Genomic DNA, 19,094 nt, shown 5'->3' with positions numbered 1-19,094 from the left:
CAACCCGTCGTCCGGGATGTGGGACCGGCGGACGGTCGTCAGCCCAGGTCCAGGCTCAGGAGGTCGTCCTCGGTCTCACGGCGCACGATGACGCGCGCCGCACCGTCCTTCACCGCGATCACCGGCGGCTTCAGCACGTGGTTGTAGTTGCTGGCCATCGACCGGCAGTAGGCGCCGGTCGCGGCGATCGCGAGCAGGTCGCCGGGGGCGGTGTCGCCGGGCAGCCAGGCGTCGCGCACGACGATGTCGCCGGACTCGCAGTGCTTGCCGACCACGCGGGTCAGCGCCGCCTCGGCGCGGCTGGCCCGGTTGACCAGCGCGACCGTGTACTCGGCGTCGTAGAGCGCGGTGCGGATGTTGTCGGACATTCCGCCGTCCACCGAGACGTACGTCCGCAGCCCGGGCAGCGGCTTGACCGTGCCGACTTCGTAGAGCGTGATCCCGGGCGGGCCGGCGATGGCGCGGCCGGGCTCGACGGACAGCCGGGGGTGCGCGAGCCCCGCGGCGTCGCACTCGCGCGCCACGATCTCCTTGAGCCGCCGCGCGATCTCGGCGACCGGCGCCGGGTCGTCGGCCTCGGTGTAGGCGATGCCCAGGCCGCCGCCGAGGTCCAGCTCGGGCAGCTCGATGCCGTGCTCCCGCTTGATGGCGGCCAGCGCCTCGGTGAGCCGGTGCGCGGCGACCTCGAACCCGGCGGTGTCGAAGATCTGGCTGCCGATGTGCGAGTGCAGACCGGTCAGCTCCAGGTGGTCGGCGTGCTTCAGGATGCGCGCCACGGCCTCGGCCGCCGCGCCGCCGGCCAGCGAGAAGCCGAACTTCTGGTCCTCGTGCGCGGTGGCGATGAACTCGTGGGTGTGCGCCTCGACGCCGGCGGTCACGCGCACCATGACGCGCTGCCGGACGCCGCGGTCCGCGGCGATGGCGGCCAGCCGCTCTATCTCGTCGTGCGAGTCGACGATGATCCGGCCGACCCCGGCGTCGACCGCGCGCTCCAGCTCGGCGACGGACTTGTTGTTGCCGTGGAAGCCGAGGCGGTGCGTCGGGAAGCCGGCGCGCAGGGCGACCGCGAGTTCGCCGCCGGAGCAGACGTCCAGGTGCAGCCCCTCGTCGGCGGCCCACTTGGCGATCGCGACAGACAGGAAGGACTTGCCCGCGTAGAAGACGTCCGCGTCCGCGCCGAACGCCTCGACCCACTCGCGGGCCCGGCTGCGCCAGTCTTCCTCGTCGACCAGGTACGCTGGCGTGCCGAACTCGCGAGCCAGCTCGCGGACGTCGGCGCCGGCGAAGGTCAGCGCTCCGGAGTCGGCATCGCGCGCGACCCCGCCGGGCCAGATCTTCCGGTCCAGCCGGTTGAGGTCCGCCGGGGCGGCGCCGTGGCCGCCCTCGGGCAGGACGTCGGCGTACCGGGGCCCGGCGGGATGCGCGCTTCTGCTCATGGACCGAGAGTGTCCTCTACTTCAGGTCCGATTTGTCACATGCGCTCAGGTGCCGAGACACCGAGCAGGTCCAGGCCGTTGCGCAGGACGGTCTGGGTGGCCTCGACGAGCCACAGCCGCGCGCGGTTCAGATCGGTCGGCGCCTCGCCGCCGAGCGGGAGGATGCGACAGTCCTTCTTCTCGGACTGCCAGCCGTGGTACTTGCCGGCCAGGTCCTCCAAGTAGTGCGCGACCTTGTGCACCGCACGCAGCCCGGCGGCCTGGGCCACGACCCGGGGGAACTCCGCAAGCGCCGCGAGCAGTTCCTCCTCACGCGGATGCGAGAGCAGTTCCGGCTTGAAGTCTTCCGCGGTGCCCTTGTCGAAGCCCAACTCGCCCGCGTTCCGCTTGACCGAGGCCATCCGCGAGTGCGCGTACTGGACGTAGAAGACCGGGTTCTCGTTCTTCTGCGACGTGAGCAGGTCGACATCCAGCACCAGCTCGTTGTCCACGCTGGAGCGCGCCAGCGCGTACCGCGCCGCGTCCACGCCGATCAGGTCGATCACGTCGTCCAGCGTGACGATGTTCCCGGTCCGCTTGGAGAGCTTGACCTCCTCGCCGTCCTTCACCATCTTCACGAACTGGCCGATCAGGACCTCGACGTCCTGCTCGGGGTCGTCCCCCGAGCACGCGGCCATCGCCTTGAGCCGGCCGACGTAGCCGTGGTGGTCGGCGCCGAGCATGTAGATGCACGGCGAGTAGCCGCGGTCCCGCTTGTTCAGGTAGTACGCGCAGTCCGCGGAGAAATAGGTGCGCTCGCCGTTGGAGCGGACGATGACCCGGTCCTTGTCGTCGCCGAAGTCGGTGGTGCGCAGCCAGATCGCGCCGTCCTGCTCGAAGACGTGCCCCTGTTCGGCCAGCCGGTCGGCGACGCCCTCGACCGCGCCGGAGTCGTGCAGCGTCGTCTCGGAGAACCAGACGTCGAAGTGCGTGCGGAACTTCTCCAGCGACTCCTGCTGGAGCCGCAGCTGGAGCTTGTACCCGGCTGTGCGGAAGGCCTCGACCTGCGCGTCTTCGGGCAGCTGGGTCAGGACCGGGTGCTCCTCCAGGATGGCCTGAGCCAGATCCTTGATGTACGCACCCTCATACAGTCCCTGCCCCGACGGCACCTCCTGGCCGTTCGCCCGCAGCGCCAACGACATGCCGAAGTTGTTCATCTGGTTGCCGGCGTCGTTGATATAGAACTCGCGCGTGACGTCTGCGCCGGCCGCCTCCAGCAGCCGGCCCAGCGCGTCGCCGACCGCGGCCCACCGGGTGTGGCCCAGGTGCAGCGGCCCGGTCGGGTTGGCCGAGACGAACTCCAGGTTGACGATCTGGGCCGCGTAGGTCTCGCTCCGGCCGTACTCGACACCCTGCTCGACGATGGTCTTGGCGAGCTCGCCCGCCGCGCCGGCGACCAGCTTCAGGTTGAGGAACCCGGGCCCGGCGACATCGACGCCGGCGATGCCCTCGACCTTGCGCAGGCGCTCCGCGAGCAGCTCGGCCAGGGCCCGCGGCGGCATGCCGGCGGCCTTGGTCAGCTGGAGGGCGACGTTGGTGGCGTAGTCGCCGTGGTCGCGGTTCTTCGGTCGCTCGACGGTCACGGTCTGCGCGGGCCACACGCCGGGGACCGCGGTCAGGGTCAGCGCGCCGTCGGCGACGGCGGCGTTGACGGTGTCGAGGACGGCCTGGGAAAGCTGCTCGGGAGTCACCCGTCCTAGATTACGGGACGCGCCGGGACGCCCCGCGGGAGTTTCGGCGCCACCGCGGTGTCAGCCGCTTGATCAGGTCCAGCCGGTCGGGTGCCGCCGGGTCAGGTGTCGCCGGGTCATGTGCCGCGGAGTCAGGTACCGCCGGGCAGGGCGAGCGCCCGCACCGCGTCCACCAGGTCCACCGGTTCGAAGGGCTTGGTGATGTAGGCGTCCGCGCCGGCCGACTCCCCGCGCCGCCGGTCCTCCGGCAGCGCCGCGGCCGTCACCACCACCACGCGCGGACGGCCCAGCGCGGGGTCGCACTTGAGCCGCCGCAGCACGTCCAGGCCGCCGGGCCCGGGGTCGGGCAGCAGCAGGTCCAGGGTGACCACGTCGGTGCCCGGCACCAGTTCCAGGCACCGCGCGCCCGACTCCGCCTCCTGCACCTCGAAGCCCTCCAGCTCCAGGTTGATGCGGATCAGGGTCCTGACGGTATCGCTGTCGTCGACCACGAGGACGCGCGAGGGGCCCGTTTTAGCCCGCCCGTCTCCCACCACCACCCGTTGAGGAGACGCTTCGCGCCACAAACTGACCATGGCCCCACGGTAGCGGCCCCGCGCGAAGTCCTAGCCCTTCGTACCACTGGGTGTCGGGGTCGTCGGGAGCGCGGACGTCGTCTGCGCTCCGGTGGCGCCAGGAGTCGCCGACACCGACGGACTTGCGGAAGTTGAGGTCGTGGGATCGTCCAGCCCCGGCTGCCGGTGCACGCCCTGCGGAACACTCACCATCGGCGGCGGGACCGCCATGAAGCGCATGGCGTCGTCGGCGCTGCTCCACTGCGGTTGCAGCAACTGCCGGGGGAACAGGTTCGTGATCACCGATCCGTTCCCGTCCAGCCAGGCGTCGTTGTCGACGTACGAGTTCCCCGTGAACAGCGACGCGGTCACCGGCATGCCGTCCTGGTCGTAGACGTAGACGCCGTTGAGCTGCTTGCCGCTCTGGTCGTAGACGTACAGGTTCGAGACCGGCTTGCCGTTCTCGATCAGCCCGGACTCCGACTGCTGGCTGAAGGATACGCCCGAGGCCGTGTCGCCGTAGTCGCCCTGGTCGCCGATCGCCGACAACGCCATACCGACCGTGAACAGGACCAGGATGCCCTCCCCGGCCCCCATGGCCCGCCGCCGCCAGCCGTCGGGGACCGTCCGGCGGGCCGCGTAGACCGACGCCGGGACCGCGATCAGCAACGCGACGAACCCGGTGAACGTGCTGTTCCCGACCTGCGGGATGAGCGCGAAACCGCGCCAGGGACCCACCGACGTCGTCATCACCTCCAGAATCCGCACGGCCACCCACGCGCGCAGCACCCACCACGCGGGGCGCAGCGAGGGCAGGAAGTCCAGCACCTCGCGCCCCGCCCGGTAGCCGCGCGCACGCTGCTCCGCGTCCGCCATCGCCTGCCGCGCCCGCGACCGCAGCCTCGACCGCAGCGTGCGCCGCGGCCGCGAACCCGCGGCCGAAGCGCCCGAGCCGCTCCCCTCCCCCGGCCCCGGCAACCCGGCCGCCTGTCGCAGCTCCCTGGCATACGCCGCCGGCGCACCGAGCCGCTCCCGCAGGCTCCCGGCGTCCTCGGCCGCGACCTCCCGCAGGTGGTCCTCCAGATCCTCCAGGAGGTCGGCGCTCTCGTCGGCCGACAGATCGGTGAACAGCGCCCGCACCTCGGCCGCGTAGCCGGCGACCTCGTCGCCGCTCGCGCCGGTACCACCGCCAGGACCGTCGGCGCCACCGAGGCCGCCGAGGCCGTCGCCGTCCATGCCCTCGAACCCCTGGGAACTCATGCCCGATCTCCCCTCTCCGCTCCGAGCAGCCGGTCCATGGACCCGGCGAACACCCGCCACGTCGCGGCGGACTCCTTCAGCTGCGCCCGCCCACTGGCGTTGACCCCGTAGTACTTCCGGTGCGGCCCCGATTCGGAGGGCACCACGTAGCTCGTCAGATAACCGTTGGCGTACAGCCGCCGCAGCGTGCCGTAGACGGACGCGTCGCCGATGTCCTCGAACCCTGCGACGCGCAGCCTGCGCACGATGTCGTAGCCGTAGCCGTCCTCATCGACCAGGACCGCGAGGACCGCGGAGTCCAGGACGCCTTTGAGCAATTGTGTGGAATCCATCGCCCCTCCTGTGCGGACCACGGTACTACACATTGCACAGTACTGCGCGAAGAAAAAGAGCCCGGCCCTCGCGGGGTCCGGGCTCTGAGACAGATGGGACACCGAACGCCCCCGGCCGACGAGGACCGGGGGCGTATTCGTCCCTTGATAAACGCGCCGTGCCTACAGCCGCTCGAGCGCCTCGCGCAGCGGCTTGAGCCCGATCGACCCGAGGTCGAGGGCCTGCCGGTGGAACGCCTTCAGATCGAAGTCGCCGCCCTTGCGAGCCTTGGCGTCGTCACGCGACTGGAGCCAGATCCGCTCGCCGATCTTGTACGCCGGCGCCTGCCCCGGCCAGCCGAGGTAGCGGTCCAGCTCGAAGGCGAGCTGCGCCTCGGTGGTGTTGACGTTCGTCGTCATGTACTCCCACCCGAGCTCCGGCGTCCAGCGCCGGCCGCCGTGGTCCACGCCGTTGCCGAAGTCGGTGCCGGCCGGGATCTCGAACTCCAGGTGCATGCCCAGGTCCACGACCACGCGCACGGCGCGCATCATCTGGCCGTCGAGCATCCCCAGCTTGTCGGCCGGGTCGGACAGGTAGCCGAGGTCGTCCATCAGCCGCTCGGCGTACAGCGCCCAGCCCTCGCCGTGGCCGGAGACCCAGCACATCGAGCGCTGCCAGCGGTTCAGCAGGTCCTTGCGGTAGGCGGTCTGCGCCAGCTGCAGGTGATGCCCGGGGACGCCCTCGTGGTAGACCGTCGTGGTCTCGCGCCACGTCGAGAACTCGGTCTGGCCCTCGGGCACCGACCACCACATGCGGCCCGGGCGCGCGAAGTCCTCCGACGGCGGCGTGTAGTACATGACGCCGTCGTGGGTCGGGGCGATCATGCACTCCAGGCGGCGCACCGGCTCGGGGATGTCGAAGTGGACGTCGGCCAGCGCCTCGACGGCGGCGTCGGACTTCTCCTGCATCCAGGCGCGGAAGTTGTCCGCGCCGGTGATCTTCCGGTCGGGGTCGGCGTCCAGAGCGGCCAGCGCGTCCTTCAGCGAGCCGCCGGGCACGATGCGCGCGGCGGTCTCGTTCATCTCCGCGCGCAGCCGGGCCACCTCGTCCAGGCCCCAGCGGTAGGAGTCCTCCAGGTCGATGACGTCACCGAGGAACTCGCGGGAGGCGCGCTGGTAGCGCTCGCGGCCGACCGCGTCCTTCTCCGGGGCGGAGGCCAGCAGCTGCTCGGTGAGGAAGCGGCCGAAGTCGGCGGTGGCGGCTGCGGCCGCCTCGGCGCCGCGGTCCAGGTCGCCGCGGACCGCGCCGGTGGCGCCGGTGCGCTCGACCAGGCCGGTCCAGAAGCTGCCGCCGCCGAGCTCGCCGTTCCAGTCCTTCGCCTGCTTCGCGCAGGCCAGCACCTGGCGGCGCGCGGAGGTGCGGCCCTGGGCCGCGGAGTCGGCCAGCGTCGCCTTCAGCTGCTCCAGCGCCGCCGGGACGGCCGCCAGGCGCTTGGCGATGTTCGCGTGGTTCTCCTCGCCCTCGGTGCCCATCTGGTCGAACACCGAGCGCACCGACTGGAAGGGGCTGGCGAGGACGTTCAGCTCGGAGGTGTCGTCGCCGGCCTCGTACCTCTCGACGGCCAGCGCCAGGCGCTCCTCCATGGCCTCCTTGGCCACGCGCTCGTTCTCGTCCGCGGGCTCCAGGGCCCGGATCGCCGCGAGGGTGGACGCCGTCAGCGTGTTGCGCTCGGCGAACCCGTCCAGGGAGTTGTCGGTCAGCTCGTGGTCGTGTCCCGCGACTCCGAGGTCGGTCGCGAACTGCGGGTCCAGTTCGACGTAGCGGGCGACGTAGTCTTCGGCGATTTCATTGATGGACGTCACAGGCTCGACCCTATGTCACCGCATACGCCGGCGCGCGAGCCCTTTACGCGCCCCCGGGCGCCGCCACATCGGTCTCGCCCGGCCGTGGGCTTCAGACCTCGACCAGCACGGTGAAAGGGCCGTCGTTCACGAGCGCCACCTTCATGTCCGCGCCGAAGCGGCCGGTCTCGACTTTCGCGCCGAGCCCGCGCAGTTCCGCGACCACCGTCTCGACCAGCGGCTCAGCCACGGGTCCGGGCGCGGCGGCGCTCCAGGTGGGGCGTCGGCCCTTGCGCGCGTCGCCGTAGAGCGTGAACTGGCTGATCACGAGCAGTGGCCCTCCGAAGTCGGAGCAGGACTGCTCGGTCCCGGGCTCGCCGTCCGGCCCCTCGAACAGGCGCAGGCTCCACAGTTTGCGGGCCAGTCGCACGGCCTCGGCGGGGGTGTCGTCGTGGGTGACGCCGACCAGCACGGCCAGGCCGGGCCCCTCGATCGCGCCGACGACCTCGCCGGCCACGGTCACCGACGCCTCGCTCACCCTCTGGACCACCGCTCGCATGCGCCTATTCTCCCCCGCCGCGCGGCCGATGAGACGATGGCGCCATGGCAGAGCTGAACACCACCCTCGTCACCTTCCCCGCCGGCGCGACGTCCGGGAGCGCGACCGTCCTGGCCGTGCAGCCGCTGGCGGAGGGCGTCGGCGTGATCGTCGACACCACCCCGTTCCACCCGCTGGACCACAGCTGGCCGGACCAGCCCGGCGACACCGGCGTCCTGAACGCCGGCGGAGTGGAGCACGTGGTGACGGACTGCCTCACCGGCGGCGTGGGCCCGGACGGCGAGTTGGCGGTCGGCTCCGACATCCCGGTGCGGCGCGGGGACGAGACGTGGCAGTGGCTGGCGGTGCATGTAGTGGACGGCTCTGGTTCGGCGCCGACCCCGGGCGCATCGGTCGAACTGCGCGTGGACGAGGCACGCCGTGCGGCTCTGTCCGCCTCCCACACCGGCTGCCACCTGATGGCGCTGGCCCTGAACGAGGCCCTGGCCGACCGCTGGCGCAAGGAAGCCGCCACCGATGGCCTGAACCACCCGGACTTCGACAGCATCGCGATGGACACCTCCCGCATCGGCCTGGACGCCAGCACCGACCGCTACCGCCTCGGCAAGTCACTGCGCAAGAAGGGCTTCGACCCCGAAGGACTGCGCGAAGCGCTGCCGGAGGTGACCGAGAAGGTCAACGCGCGCCTGGCCGAATGGCTGGCGCAGGACGCGACGGTGCGCATCGCCACACCCGGCCCGGAGCTGACCGCACGCCGACAGTGGGTCTGCGAGCTGCCGGAGCGGACGGTCGAGATCGCCTGCGGCGGCACGCACCTGCACCGGCTCGGGGAGCTGGCTTCGCTGACCGCGGAGCTGACGCTGTCGGAGGACGGGACCGAGTTGGTCGTGGTGACGACGCCGAAGCGGGCTTAAGCAGCGCGAAAACACCGACTGGCCGCCGCTCGCAGCATGTCGGGCGGCGGCCGGGTCGCGCTCGCAGCGCGCAGCATGTTCGGCGGCAGCCAGATCGCGCTCGCAGCGCCCGGTATGCCTGGTCGCACTCGCAGCGCGCGCTTCGCTTGCCGGCTGGCTGGCTAGCTGGCTAGCTGGCTGGCTGGCTGGCTAGATTGGCTGGCTGGCTGGCTCCGGCTAGGCGCTAGCAGGCCGCCGGCTCCAGGGCTGCGGCCTCGGCGTCCCTCGCAGCACCCGCATTCACATTCACGGGCACCGGCAGCGGCACCGGCTTCGGCGCAGGAGCCGGTGGCTGCGCGGGAACCGGCATGGTCGCCACCACCGAAGCCGTCCGCTCCACCCCGACCCCCGCGAACCGCTGGTACCCCAGCATCGCCGCGGCCAGCACCACCCCGATCGCCCCGGTCGTGGCGAACGCCCACGGCGGCGACGAGGCGTCCACGACCGTCCCGGCCAGCGGCGCGCCTATCGCACCCCCGAGGGTCATCGCAGAGCCCTGCAACCCCATCGCCTGCCCGCGCGCCGAGGCCGGCACCGCGGCGGCGACCGCCTCGGCCGTGGAGGCCAGCGTCGGCGCGCACATGAAGCCGGCCGGCAGCAGGATCAGCGCCAGCCACCACCAGCCGAACTGGCCGACGAAGCCGACCGGCACCGTCCCCGCGCCCAGCAGCAGCATCAGCACCGGCAGCCGCCACGGCCGCTCGGTCGAGCCGTGCCAGAAGCCGCCGATCAGCGACAGCAGGCACCACGCGAAGATGCACACCCCGGCCATGCTCACCGCGTTCTGCTGCCGCAGCAGCGCGGTGATGGAGATGTCGGTCCCGGCCAGCACCAGGTTCGCCGCCATGCCGGTGGCCAGCACCAGCACGAACGCCGGCCGGATCCACGTGCTCACCGGCACCTTCTCCGGCGGCGCGCCGTCCCTGGCGCCGTCCGCCCGGTGTCCGATCGGCGGGTTCAGCACCCACAGCGTCACCACCGAGCCGACCGTCAGCACTCCGATGGCCGCCATCGTCACGGTCGCGGTGTGCATCGACGTGATCGCCGCGATCGCCAGCGCCGGCCCGACCATGAAGACCAGCTCCACGATCATCGAGTCCAGCGCGAAAGCCTGCCGCCGCATCGAGTCCGGCACCCGCGCGGCCACCGCCTGCCGGATGACCGAGAACACCGGCACCCCGAGCACGCCGCCGAGCACGAACGTGGTCGCCAGCAGCACCGGGTAGGAAAGGAACGGCGCGGTCACCCAGTACGTCGCCTCCGACACCCCGGTCAGCAGCAGCACCGGCTTGAGCCCGCGCCGGTCCACCATCCGCCCCAGCAGCGTCGACCCGACGCCCATGCCGATGGTCATCACCATGCTCGCCAGCCCGGCCGCGGCGTAACTGCCGTGCTGGTCCAGCACGACGTGCAGGGTCAGCGCCATGGCCTTGGCGGTCAGCGGCAACCGCGCCACGAAGGCGACGACGAACAAGGCCCGGGTCCCGGGCATGGCCAGAATCGGCTTGTAAGGGGTGATGAGCTTGAGCACTTGTTTCCTTCCCACCGAGATCATCGCAGACGCCGCCGACAAAGACGAGTGGGTAATCGCACGGTGGACCGGCTTTTGAGAGCGGCGACGGGACCTGCCGCAGGACCCGCCGCGGGGTCGCGTTGAGGACGGCACGACGGCCTCTCGCCGATCCCTCGCCGGCCCCTCGGCGAGCACTGCCGACCGGCCCGGCCCCAACGATGTGAGTTAGTGGTATGCCATGCGGTAAGAAGTGAAACATGACCGACGACCGCTCGCTTCCCCGCGCCGTCGCGTCGCTCCGCGGCCTGGCCGTGGGGGACGCGGTGGGCGCCTGCTACTTCATTCCCCTGAACCAGCCCCTCCTCACCGACCGCCGCCTCCCGCCGGACCCCTGGTACTGGACCGACGACACCGAGATGGCGTGCTCGGTCCTGGCGGTCCTGCGCGACCGCGGCCACGTCGACCAGGACGCGCTGGCCCACTCCTTCGCCGCGCACCACGACTTCGACCGCGGCTACGGCGCCGGCGTCAACCGCATGCTGCGGCTGATCCGGCAGGAGGGCGCCGACTGGCGCGAGCAGGCCGGGGGCATGTTCGACGGCAAGGGCTCGTGGGGCAACGGCGCCGCGATGCGCGTGGCCCCGCTCGGCGCCTGGTACGGCTCCGCCGATCTGGACCGCGTCGTCGCCGAGGCGACGGCCTCCGCGGAGGTGACGCACACGCACCCGGAGGGCTCGGCGGGCGCGGTGGCGATCGCCGTCGCCGCCGCCCTGGCCGCCGACACGACGCTGACCGGCTACGAATTCCTCGACGAGATCGCCGAGCGCACGCCGCCGAGCCTGGTCCGCGACGGCATCGGGACCGCGATGACGCTGCTGCCGCTGACCGACCCGCGCAGCGCCGCCGCGTCGCTGGGCAACGGCCGCTACATCTCGGCGCCGGACACGGTTCCGTTCTGCCTGTGGGTCGCCGCCAAGCACTTGGACGACTTCGAGAACGCCTTCTGGGACACCGCCTGCGTCGGCGGGGACATCGACACGACGTGCGCGATCGTCGGCGGTATCGTGGCCGCGCGGGTCGGCGTGGCGGGGATCCCGGAGGAGTGGCTGAAGCGGTGCGAGGCGCTGCCGGAGTGGGTGGGGGTCGAGTGAACGCTTCACGGGAGACGCGAGTGGCCGTCGGGCACGTCAATGCCCTGACGAAGCGCTGGCTGGCGACGGTCGGCGCCGATGCGGGGGTGCTGTCGGCGGTCGGGGTCTGGCCGCTGCTGGCCTTCCTCGCCGACGGTGCTGATGAGGAGACGGGGCGGGAGCTTTCTGCGGCGCTCGGCGTCCCGGCGGAGGAGGCTTCGCAGGCGGCGCGCGAGCTTCTGGCTGTGGTCGAGCACACGCCTGCGATCCGCACCGCGCTCGGGCTGTGGACGCGTGGTGAGGTGCAGGTGTTTCGGGATTGGCTCGGGCGCCTGCCAGCGGACGTGCACGGCGAGTTGACCGGCGTGCCGGGTGACGACCAGCGGCGGCTGGACGCGTGGGCTTCGGACCGTACCGAGGGGCTGATTCCTCGGATGCCGATCGAGGTGAAGCCGGACACGATGCTCGTTTTGGCGAGCGCTTTGCTGGTGACTCTCACGTGGCGTGAGACGTTCCGCGAATCGACCGGACCGTGGGCCGACGCCGAAGGCGGCATCCCCGTTCTACGGCGCACCACTCCGGACCTCAGTCTGCTGCGCATCGCCGACACCCCGATCGGCCCGGTGACGACGCTGAGAGTCGAGAGCAACGAGGACGTGGACGTGCACCTCGTCCTGGGGCCGGTGGACGGCTCACCGTCGGACGTGCTGGCGGTCGGGAGCAACTTGGTCGGCTCCCCGCTTCATGGGGTGACGAGGGGCTCCGACCTACCCGTCGGCGATGCCGGTCCTGGGGTTCGGGTGGCGATGGTCGAGTCCTCCTGGCAGCAGGACAGCCTGGAGGTGACGACGGTTCCGTTCCGGATCGAAGCTCGGCACGACCTGCTGGACCATGCCGCGCTGTTCGGGCTTCAGCATGCGACGGACGACTCGCACGGCCACTTTCCCGGCGTCAGCGACTACCCGCTGTTCGTGAACCAGGCGCTGCAGGACGCCGTCGCGGAGTTCAGCGCGACCGGTTTCCGGGCGGCGGCGGTGACGGCGATCGGCATGTTCGGTGCCGCGATGCCCAGGCAGCGGTACCAGCTGCGGCACGTGGCGGTCGCGTTCGACCGGCCTTTCGCATACTACGCGGTGCATCGTGACAGTGGCCTGATTCTGGTCGCCGGCTGGGTGAGCGAGCCGCTGCGGGCTGCGGCTCAAGACGTCTCGTCCGGCAACGCGTAACGCCACCGGCAGATTCGCGGACCCTTGTCCGACCGGTACACGGTCGCAGCCGGCTGCGGCTTTCCGGACGGCGTGTCTACGCCAGTACACGCAGCTCGCACGGCGGTAGCGGCAGCACCATCGGTCGAGTGCACCTCCGTACAGTCGGCCACCCCCGGCTGCGGCAGCCCCGCGGGCCACGGCTGCACGGGCCCGTTCGCATCCGGCGGGCACTGCATCTCGTAGCGCACCTTGGTGGCGGTGTAGGGCGTGGTGGCGTCGGAGGTGAGCGCCTGGAGCTTGGCGAAGGCGTCGGCCACCGGCGCGGGATACTCCGACTCGGTACTGGCGTTGAGCACGAGCGCACGCACGGTCTGATACGCCCCGCCGGGCTGGTAGACGCCGAGGACCGTGATCGCGCCATCAGGAATCGCATGGCCGCTCTTCGGCACCAGGACCTTGCTGGACGACTGCCCCTTGAGATCCTGCTGCACCCCCTGAACGAGGTAGTCGAGCGCACCCGGCGTAAGAGTGAGGCGCTTCTGTGCGTTGAAGACAACACTTCCGTCGGAGTAGACGACAACCGCTGGCGCCGCCAACGCACTCCGGACCACGAACCCACCGGAGTAACTGATCTCCGCCACCCGCGTCACCACCCCCGCAGGCGGCAACAACGGCCCAGCACCCCCACCAGCCTTCGTGGAGCTGGTACACCCCGCCACACTGATGATCAGCGCGACAGCACACAAGTACTTGCGCATCTCCATGCGACTTGGACGCGATCGGTGCGCCGCCGGTTCCCGAACACAGAGCACTTATTGGGCGCACCGGACCGCACCGGCCAGCCGCAGCCGCTCCGCGCGAAAGCCCCCGCCGACCGCGCCAGCTCGCCCCAACCACCCTCCTCTCACCCCGCCCGCAGCACTGCCTCCAACCGCCGCGCCGCATTCCCCACCGCGCCGCCGCTCTTCTTCTGCGCCAGCGCCGTCACCTCGGCGATCGGCGTCCGCGCCGCCGGCAGCGCGCCGGCCAGCTCCGTCGCCAGTGCCAGCAGGTCCGCCGTGCCCGAAAGGGTCTTCGGCACCGCCGGTGGCAGCACCTGCGGCAGGATCAGCGCTATCGCCTCCCACGCCTCCGCCGGCGCGCCGCCGTTCGCCAAGTCCCGCAGTGCCGGGACCGCGCGGCGCACGCCGGAGGCCGGGAACGCCCGCAGCTCCGCTGCCAGCGCCGGGCCCAGCGCCGCAGGGTCCAGCAGCTTGCGCGATGCCAGTACCAGGGCCGCGTCTACGCCCGAGGCGCGCAGGCGCACGTCGTCGCTGACGAGGCGGTAGGCGATCACCTTGTGCGTGCCGTCCTGTGGCCCGTCCTGCTCGGCGAGGACCACCGCCGACTCCGGCGACGGCGGGGCCGTGCCCCAGTCGACGCCGCCGAGCATCGCCAGCGCGGACAGGTCGGGGCGCGAGGGGATTATCGCGGGCCAGCACGTCGTCCAGTCCGACTCGTTCCAGCAGCGCTCCGGCTCGCGCCAGACGCCCGGCGCCAGGTCCAGCAGGGTCTCCGGCGCGACGGCGTGGCCCTGCGCGACCCGGCGCGCGAGCTCGGCGTCGGGGAGGTTGCGGACCGCTTCCCGCGCCGCCGGTTCCGGCAGCGAGGCGGGCGGCAGCACGACCCGCTCCCCCGCCACCCAGGCCGCGAAGCGCCGCCCCGCCTTCGACGTCAGCCCACTGACATCCACCCCCCCGCAGTCGGCCGGCAGCCGCAGCAGCGCCTGGTGGAAGTCCGCCTCCAGCGGCACCCACCCCCGCGCCTCGCACTGCCGCAGCCGCGCCGCCAGCACCTCCGGCTCGATCGCGCCGGTCGGCGACGTCGGCATCGACACCAGCGGCGGCATCTCCGCCATCCCCAGCGCCGCGTGGATCTCGGCGGCGCGCAGCGTCAGGAAGTCGGCGGGCGTCGTCCGCCTGCGGCGGTACCAGCCCCGGCTCGACTTCCGCGCCCGCGACCACAGCTGCTTCACCGACGCCCGGTGCGGATGCCGCCGCGCCTCCTCCCCCGCGCGGGCACCCGCCGCAACCACCATGCACAGGGCGCTGCGCGGAGTCAGCGCCCCCATGCCCGACGTCCCGACCTGCCCCGAAGCCGAAGACCACCGCTCGACGATCGGCGCCAGCGCCTCCCGCAGCCCCGCGGAATCCGTCCGCTCGAACTCCACGACCGCCTCCAGCACCCGCTCGAAGACCATCGCCTCGACCGGATCGGCGTGCATCAACGACGCGACCACCTCGGCCAGCTCGGCCGGCGAACCGATCGGCGGCAGCAGCGGACGCGGCACATACGGCGCGACCTCCGGATAGCCGGGATGGCCGGGATAGCCGGGATAGCCGACGCCAGCGATATCCCCGGCATTGTCCGTCGACGAGTCCTGCGAAACCCCGAGCAGCCCGGCCAGCGTCGCGACCAAGTCCGGAGCGAGGTAGACCTGCGCCTCGGCGACCAGTCGCCCGCGCTCGTCCTCCCCCGACTTCTTCGCATGCTTCCCCGCCAGCTTCACCGCACGCTCCTGCAGATCCGCAGCCTGCGCACCGAACGCCGTCCCGACCGCGTCCACCAGCTGCCCGGCCCGATCCGGATGCGCCACGAGCAACGTATCCAGCCAGCTCAGCGTCGTCTTGACCACGTTCTTCTCCGACCGCGTCACCGCGATCGACGCCGCCTCGACAGCGAGCTCGACATCGAGCAGCCCGACGTCGGAAGCCTTCCTCAAGGCCGCCAGGAACGTCCGCGCGACCGTCCCGCTCTGCGAAGACAGCAGACTGATACAGCTCGACACCCGCTCGACGACCTCGTCGTCGGTGGCCTCCAGTCCGTTCCAGAACGCCAGGTGGTCCTGCAACGCCCCCGGCCGCCCACCGCGCAGCAGTCGCCGCAGACTGCCGTCCAGCACCGCGGCGCGAGGCACCTGCGCCCGCTGCACCGCCGTGACGGCCGCGACGCGGAAGGCGGCCCGCGGCTTGAACATTTGGTCGTTCTCGTCATCGTCGAACAGGAGCGGCAGCAACTCGCCGAGGCGCGGATCCGCCAAGATCTCCGCCTTGAGCTGCTCGCCGTTCCTGCCCCAGGTGTAGTCGGAACCCCAGGCCCGCACGAAGTCGGGCGTCGCCTCCAGCTCCACCCCGGCAACCGCCGCGACCACCTGCACCAGCTGATAGGCACGCTCCGGCTCAAGCTCGGCAAGCAGAGCAGCGGGCAGCTCGGTCAGCCAGGCCGGAGAACGCTCGGTCAGAACCTGCCGGACGGCATCGGTCTCACGGGGGTGGAAAAGGTCCGTGCGCTGCACGCCACGCAGAAACTTCGCCGTCGCGGACGCGCTGGCGAAGACCGCCAACGCCGCCGGGATCACGGTCCGCTCGGCATGGTTCCTGCGCTCCATGAAGGTGCGCCAGTCTTCATCATCCGTGGAGGAGCCCCAGCGCACCGTCCGCAGAAACTCCCTCAGCGGTTTGCCGAAGGTGCGGCGGTCCTTCTCCGACATGCCCTGGAAGAAGTCCGCGACCGAGGCAGCGTCGCCGCTGGCCAACCGCGAGGTGAAGTCGGGGATCGATGCCGACACCGAAGCCGACGCCGAGGACGAGGCCGAAACCGACGCCGAGCCGGCAGCCGCACCAGCCGCAGCGACTTCCGGCGCGCCGACCGCCTCAGCCGCCTCAGCCGCACCTTTCGCAGCAGCTCTCCTCCAGATCATCGCGCCGCCACCGCCACATCGTCATCCGAGCCCGAGCCCGTATCCGCATCCCCGCTGTCCGTCAGCCCCCGTTCACCACGCCGATACGCATCCGCCGCCAGGATGTGCTTACACGGCCCGCGCCCGCCCTGATACTTCGCGTACCAAAGACACGTGCACGACAACGCACCATCACCCGCCAACCGCACCCGCTGCACATGCTCCTCGACCCGCACCGTCGCGATATCCCCGTCCCAGCTCACCGCGCCGGCGTCCAGCAAGTCCCGAGCCGCACGCAGCCGCGGGTTCTGCTTCGCCGCACGCTCGGCGTCATAAGGCAGCTCGCGATGGAAATACGCCGCGTCCGCGTGGTCGTACCCGACCCGCCCGGCCGTCCCCAGCTGCGTCAGTGCCGCACGCACCCGCCCCACCAGGAGTCCGGCGCGCTCGGCCAGCATGTCCGGCTCGATCCGCGCGTCGAACGCCAGCAGCGCGGCGACCGCCTCGGCGTCGTCGATCACGTCGTCACCGGCCAGCGCCGACAACACCGCGCCCTCCCCGGAGAACCCCCGGGTGACCTCCGGCGAAAGCGTCAGCACCAGCCGCATCCCCGGCAGGTCCAGCTGCCAGACCGAGGCCACCGGATTCGCACCGCGCGCCGCGTTCGGCCCGTAGACGCGCAGCTTGCCGCCGAAGCGCAGCAGCGGAAGCAGTTCCTTGAGACGCTGCGGCCCGGCGACGCAGATCGCGCCGGGGCCGGGCGAGGCTGCCAGCCGCAGCGTGCGGCCCGCCGGGACCAGCCACAGCACGCCGCGCGGCGCGTTCGGCAGCCCGCGCAGGAACCGGGCCGCGTCGGCCGCGCCGAGTTCGGCACGCAGGTCGTACCCGGAGGTGACGGCCTGCACCTCCGCGAACCCGCGCAGCCAGCGCGCCGGCAGCGGGACCTTGCGCTCCACCACGGTGCCGTCGAAGGTCGTGGCCTCGAGCCCCTCAGGGCCGACCTCGAGCTTGAGCGGGTCGCCGCCGCGGACCCGGGTCAGCGCCAGCCGCAGGTCGTTGTTGACGTCGACGTTGGTGGTGCCCCGGTCCAGAGCCAGGCCGTCCATGCCCTCGTCGAGGACGTCCAGCCGGGCGTAGACGCCGCAGCAGCCGGAGAACGACTCGAAGCGGAGCCGGTCGCCGTTGCACGTGACCACCGGATCACGCAGCGCGGCCAGATTCGGGCGCCAGTAGCGGGCCTGCGCGATGTTGGCCACACCGAGCAGCGCGGCGGCGGCGGGCTCGGCCTCGCCGAGGAAGCCGGAGAAGAAGCGCGGGTGCGCGCTGGGACCCGCGGTGGTGGTACCGCCGGACGTCTGCAGGTCCAGCAAGCCCGACGAGGTCAGGCTGGACGGGCGGACATACCCGTATATTTGGGCGGTGGAGGTCATGGTCCGAAGGTAGCGGCGGACACTGACAGGGGATGAGGGGACTAATGTCGACTCGGGTTCGCCTGAGCCGACCTCGGATCCCGACCCCATAGCCCGACGCCACAGCCCGACCCGATAGCCCGACGCCAGAGCCCGACCCGAGAGACCGACCCGAGAACGACCCCGAAGCCCGACGCGAAGAAGGAGCCCGCCAGACGTGGAGTCCGCCTGGAACCGCAGCGTTCTGCGCACGAACAACGAGCGGCTCCTGCTCGACCGCCTGCGCGCCGACGGCGCCACCTCCCGCGCGGAGCTGGCCCGGCTGACCGGGCTGTCCAAGCCCACGGTGTCCACCGCGCTGGGCCGGCTGGAGCACGGCGGCCTGGTCCGCGAGATCGGCAAGCAGGCGGTCGCCGGGCGCGGGCGCTCGCCGGTCCTCTACGAGGCCGACCCGACCGCCGGCTACGCCATCGGCGTGGACGTCGGCCGCAGCTGGATCCGGGTCGGCGTGGCCGATCTGGACGGCACCGTGGTCGGCCGCACCGACCGCCCGAACACCGCCGCCGACGCCGACGGCATCGTCGACGCCATCGTGGAGCAGGCCCGGAGCGCCGCCGAGGAGGCCGGCGTGGAGTGGTCGCACGTGCTGCACACCGTGGTCGGCAGCCCCGGCGTCATCGACACCGCGACCAACGAGCTGCGCTACGCGGTGAACCTGCCGGGCTGGGGCCGCCGCGAGGTGACCGACCGCCTGGCCGCGTCCTTGGGCACCGCCCTGGAGCTGCTGAACGACGCCAACCTCGCGGCCCTCGGCGAGCACGCGGCGGGCGCCGGACGCGACTGCCGCCTGTTCGTCTACCTCCACATCGGCACCGGCCTCGGCTCCGGCATCGTGGTGGACGGCAAGCTGTTCCCCGGCGCGCACGGCGCCGCCGGCGAGGTCGGCTACCTGCCGTACGGCCCGTACGACGAGGACCGCGCCCGCACCCGCGGCCTGCTGGAGGACGCCGCGGCCGCCGACTCGGTGGTGGCGATAGCGCGGGAACTCGGCATGGCCGACGTCGGCTCGGCGAAGGACGTCTTCCTGGCCGCCCGCGCCGGCAGCACGACCGCGCTGGAGGTCGTCCGCCGCGAGGCGGAGCGGCTGGCGTACGCCGTCGCCTCGATCGCCGCGGTCATCGACCCGGAGCTGGTCGTGCTCGGCGGCGGCATCGGCGACAGCGCGGACCTGCTGCTGGAGCCGCTGCGCGAGACGCTGGGCAAGATGACGCCCCTGGTCCCCGAACTGGCGGCCTCGGTGCTCGGCGCGAACGCGGTGCTGGAGGGGGCTCTGGCCTCGGGCGTGCGGACCGTGCGGGGGCTGGTTTTCGAGGCCTGGCAAGGGGTTCAGGAAGTGGTGCCGGCGGCGGGTGCGGCGGACGCGTAGGCGAACGCCGCCCACCGCCGCCGGAGAACCCCGCCGCCCCACAGC

Annotated in this window: 15 protein-coding genes; 4 read left to right on the top strand and 11 right to left on the bottom strand. The window is 72.0% G+C overall.

Annotation, left to right across the window (positions count from 1 at the left end):
* Window positions 1-38: 38 nt before the first annotated feature.
* The 7 genes from lysA to dtd all read right to left on the bottom strand — a co-directional run bounded on the left by lysA (window position 39) and on the right by dtd (window position 7,692).
* On the bottom strand, window positions 39-1,436 hold the full coding sequence (gene lysA / locus GWK61_RS17095; RefSeq protein WP_194909376.1) for a diaminopimelate decarboxylase: 1,398 nt from the start codon (window positions 1,434-1,436) through the stop codon (window positions 39-41).
* Window positions 1,437-1,471: 35 nt separating this feature from the next.
* Window positions 1,472-3,166, bottom strand: coding sequence for an arginine--tRNA ligase (gene argS, locus GWK61_RS17090; RefSeq protein WP_194909375.1), 1,695 nt, complete (start codon window positions 3,164-3,166; stop codon window positions 1,472-1,474).
* Window positions 3,167-3,297: 131 nt separating this feature from the next.
* Entirely contained in the window at window positions 3,298-3,741 is a 444-nt protein-coding gene (locus tag GWK61_RS17085) for a response regulator (protein ID WP_194909374.1), read from the bottom strand.
* 30 nt (window positions 3,742-3,771) lie between these two features.
* The gene (locus tag GWK61_RS17080) at window positions 3,772-4,980 is read right to left on the bottom strand and encodes a DUF1700 domain-containing protein (RefSeq protein WP_194909373.1); all 1,209 of its coding nucleotides are present in this window, start codon (window positions 4,978-4,980) and stop codon (window positions 3,772-3,774) included.
* The gene (locus GWK61_RS17075) at window positions 4,977-5,312 is read right to left on the bottom strand and encodes a PadR family transcriptional regulator (RefSeq protein WP_194909372.1); all 336 of its coding nucleotides are present in this window, start codon (window positions 5,310-5,312) and stop codon (window positions 4,977-4,979) included. Before GWK61_RS17075 ends, GWK61_RS17080 begins: the two co-directional genes overlap by 4 nt.
* Before the next feature lie 162 nt (window positions 5,313-5,474).
* The gene (locus GWK61_RS17070) at window positions 5,475-7,154 is read right to left on the bottom strand and encodes a DUF885 domain-containing protein (protein ID WP_194909371.1); all 1,680 of its coding nucleotides are present in this window, start codon (window positions 7,152-7,154) and stop codon (window positions 5,475-5,477) included.
* A gap of 91 nt (window positions 7,155-7,245) precedes the next feature.
* Window positions 7,246-7,692 (bottom strand): D-aminoacyl-tRNA deacylase, encoded by a 447-nt coding sequence (dtd, locus tag GWK61_RS17065; protein ID WP_194909370.1) that lies wholly within the window; start codon window positions 7,690-7,692, stop codon window positions 7,246-7,248.
* A 44-nt stretch (window positions 7,693-7,736) separates the two neighbouring features.
* On the opposite strand from dtd, the gene GWK61_RS17060 reads away from it, so the two are divergent.
* A complete protein-coding gene (locus GWK61_RS17060) occupies window positions 7,737-8,606 on the top strand; it encodes an alanyl-tRNA editing protein (protein WP_194909369.1) in 870 nt (289 codons plus the stop codon).
* Between the two features lie 223 nt (window positions 8,607-8,829).
* Here the strand turns inward: GWK61_RS17060 and GWK61_RS17055 are convergent, their stop codons facing one another.
* The gene (locus GWK61_RS17055) at window positions 8,830-10,191 is read right to left on the bottom strand and encodes an MFS transporter (RefSeq protein ID WP_194909368.1); all 1,362 of its coding nucleotides are present in this window, start codon (window positions 10,189-10,191) and stop codon (window positions 8,830-8,832) included.
* Between the two features lie 224 nt (window positions 10,192-10,415).
* Here GWK61_RS17055 and GWK61_RS17050 point away from each other — a divergent pair, with 224 nt between their 5' ends.
* Both GWK61_RS17050 and GWK61_RS17045 read left to right on the top strand, forming a co-directional pair.
* On the top strand, window positions 10,416-11,309 hold the full coding sequence (locus GWK61_RS17050) for an ADP-ribosylglycohydrolase family protein (protein WP_194909367.1): 894 nt from the start codon (window positions 10,416-10,418) through the stop codon (window positions 11,307-11,309).
* 20 nt (window positions 11,310-11,329) lie between these two features.
* Complete coding sequence (locus tag GWK61_RS17045) at window positions 11,330-12,514, top strand: serpin family protein (RefSeq protein ID WP_194909366.1); 1,185 nt, start codon at window positions 11,330-11,332, stop codon at window positions 12,512-12,514.
* Here the strand turns inward: GWK61_RS17045 and GWK61_RS17040 are convergent.
* The 3 genes from GWK61_RS17040 to GWK61_RS17030 all read right to left on the bottom strand — a co-directional run bounded on the left by GWK61_RS17040 (window position 12,487) and on the right by GWK61_RS17030 (window position 17,644).
* On the bottom strand, window positions 12,487-13,254 hold the full coding sequence (locus GWK61_RS17040; protein WP_194909365.1) for a hypothetical protein: 768 nt from the start codon (window positions 13,252-13,254) through the stop codon (window positions 12,487-12,489). The genes GWK61_RS17045 and GWK61_RS17040 overlap by 28 nt on opposite strands.
* Before the next feature lie 146 nt (window positions 13,255-13,400).
* A complete protein-coding gene (locus GWK61_RS17035) occupies window positions 13,401-16,235 on the bottom strand; it encodes a DUF7824 domain-containing protein (RefSeq protein WP_194909364.1) in 2,835 nt (944 codons plus the stop codon).
* On the bottom strand, window positions 16,232-17,644 hold the full coding sequence (locus GWK61_RS17030) for an SWIM zinc finger family protein (RefSeq protein ID WP_194909363.1): 1,413 nt from the start codon (window positions 17,642-17,644) through the stop codon (window positions 16,232-16,234). Before GWK61_RS17030 ends, GWK61_RS17035 begins: the two co-directional genes overlap by 4 nt.
* Before the next feature lie 196 nt (window positions 17,645-17,840).
* Between GWK61_RS17030 and GWK61_RS17025 the strand changes: the two genes are divergently transcribed.
* On the top strand, window positions 17,841-19,049 hold the full coding sequence (locus GWK61_RS17025; RefSeq protein ID WP_194909362.1) for an ROK family transcriptional regulator: 1,209 nt from the start codon (window positions 17,841-17,843) through the stop codon (window positions 19,047-19,049).
* Window positions 19,050-19,094 lie beyond the last annotated feature (45 nt).

Source organism: Catenulispora rubra, from assembly GCF_015356825.1.
GTDB lineage: Bacteria > Actinomycetota > Actinomycetes > Streptomycetales > Catenulisporaceae > Catenulispora > Catenulispora rubra.
Note: the sequence above shows the minus strand (reverse complement) of the source record. Positions and strands in the feature narration are given on the sequence as shown.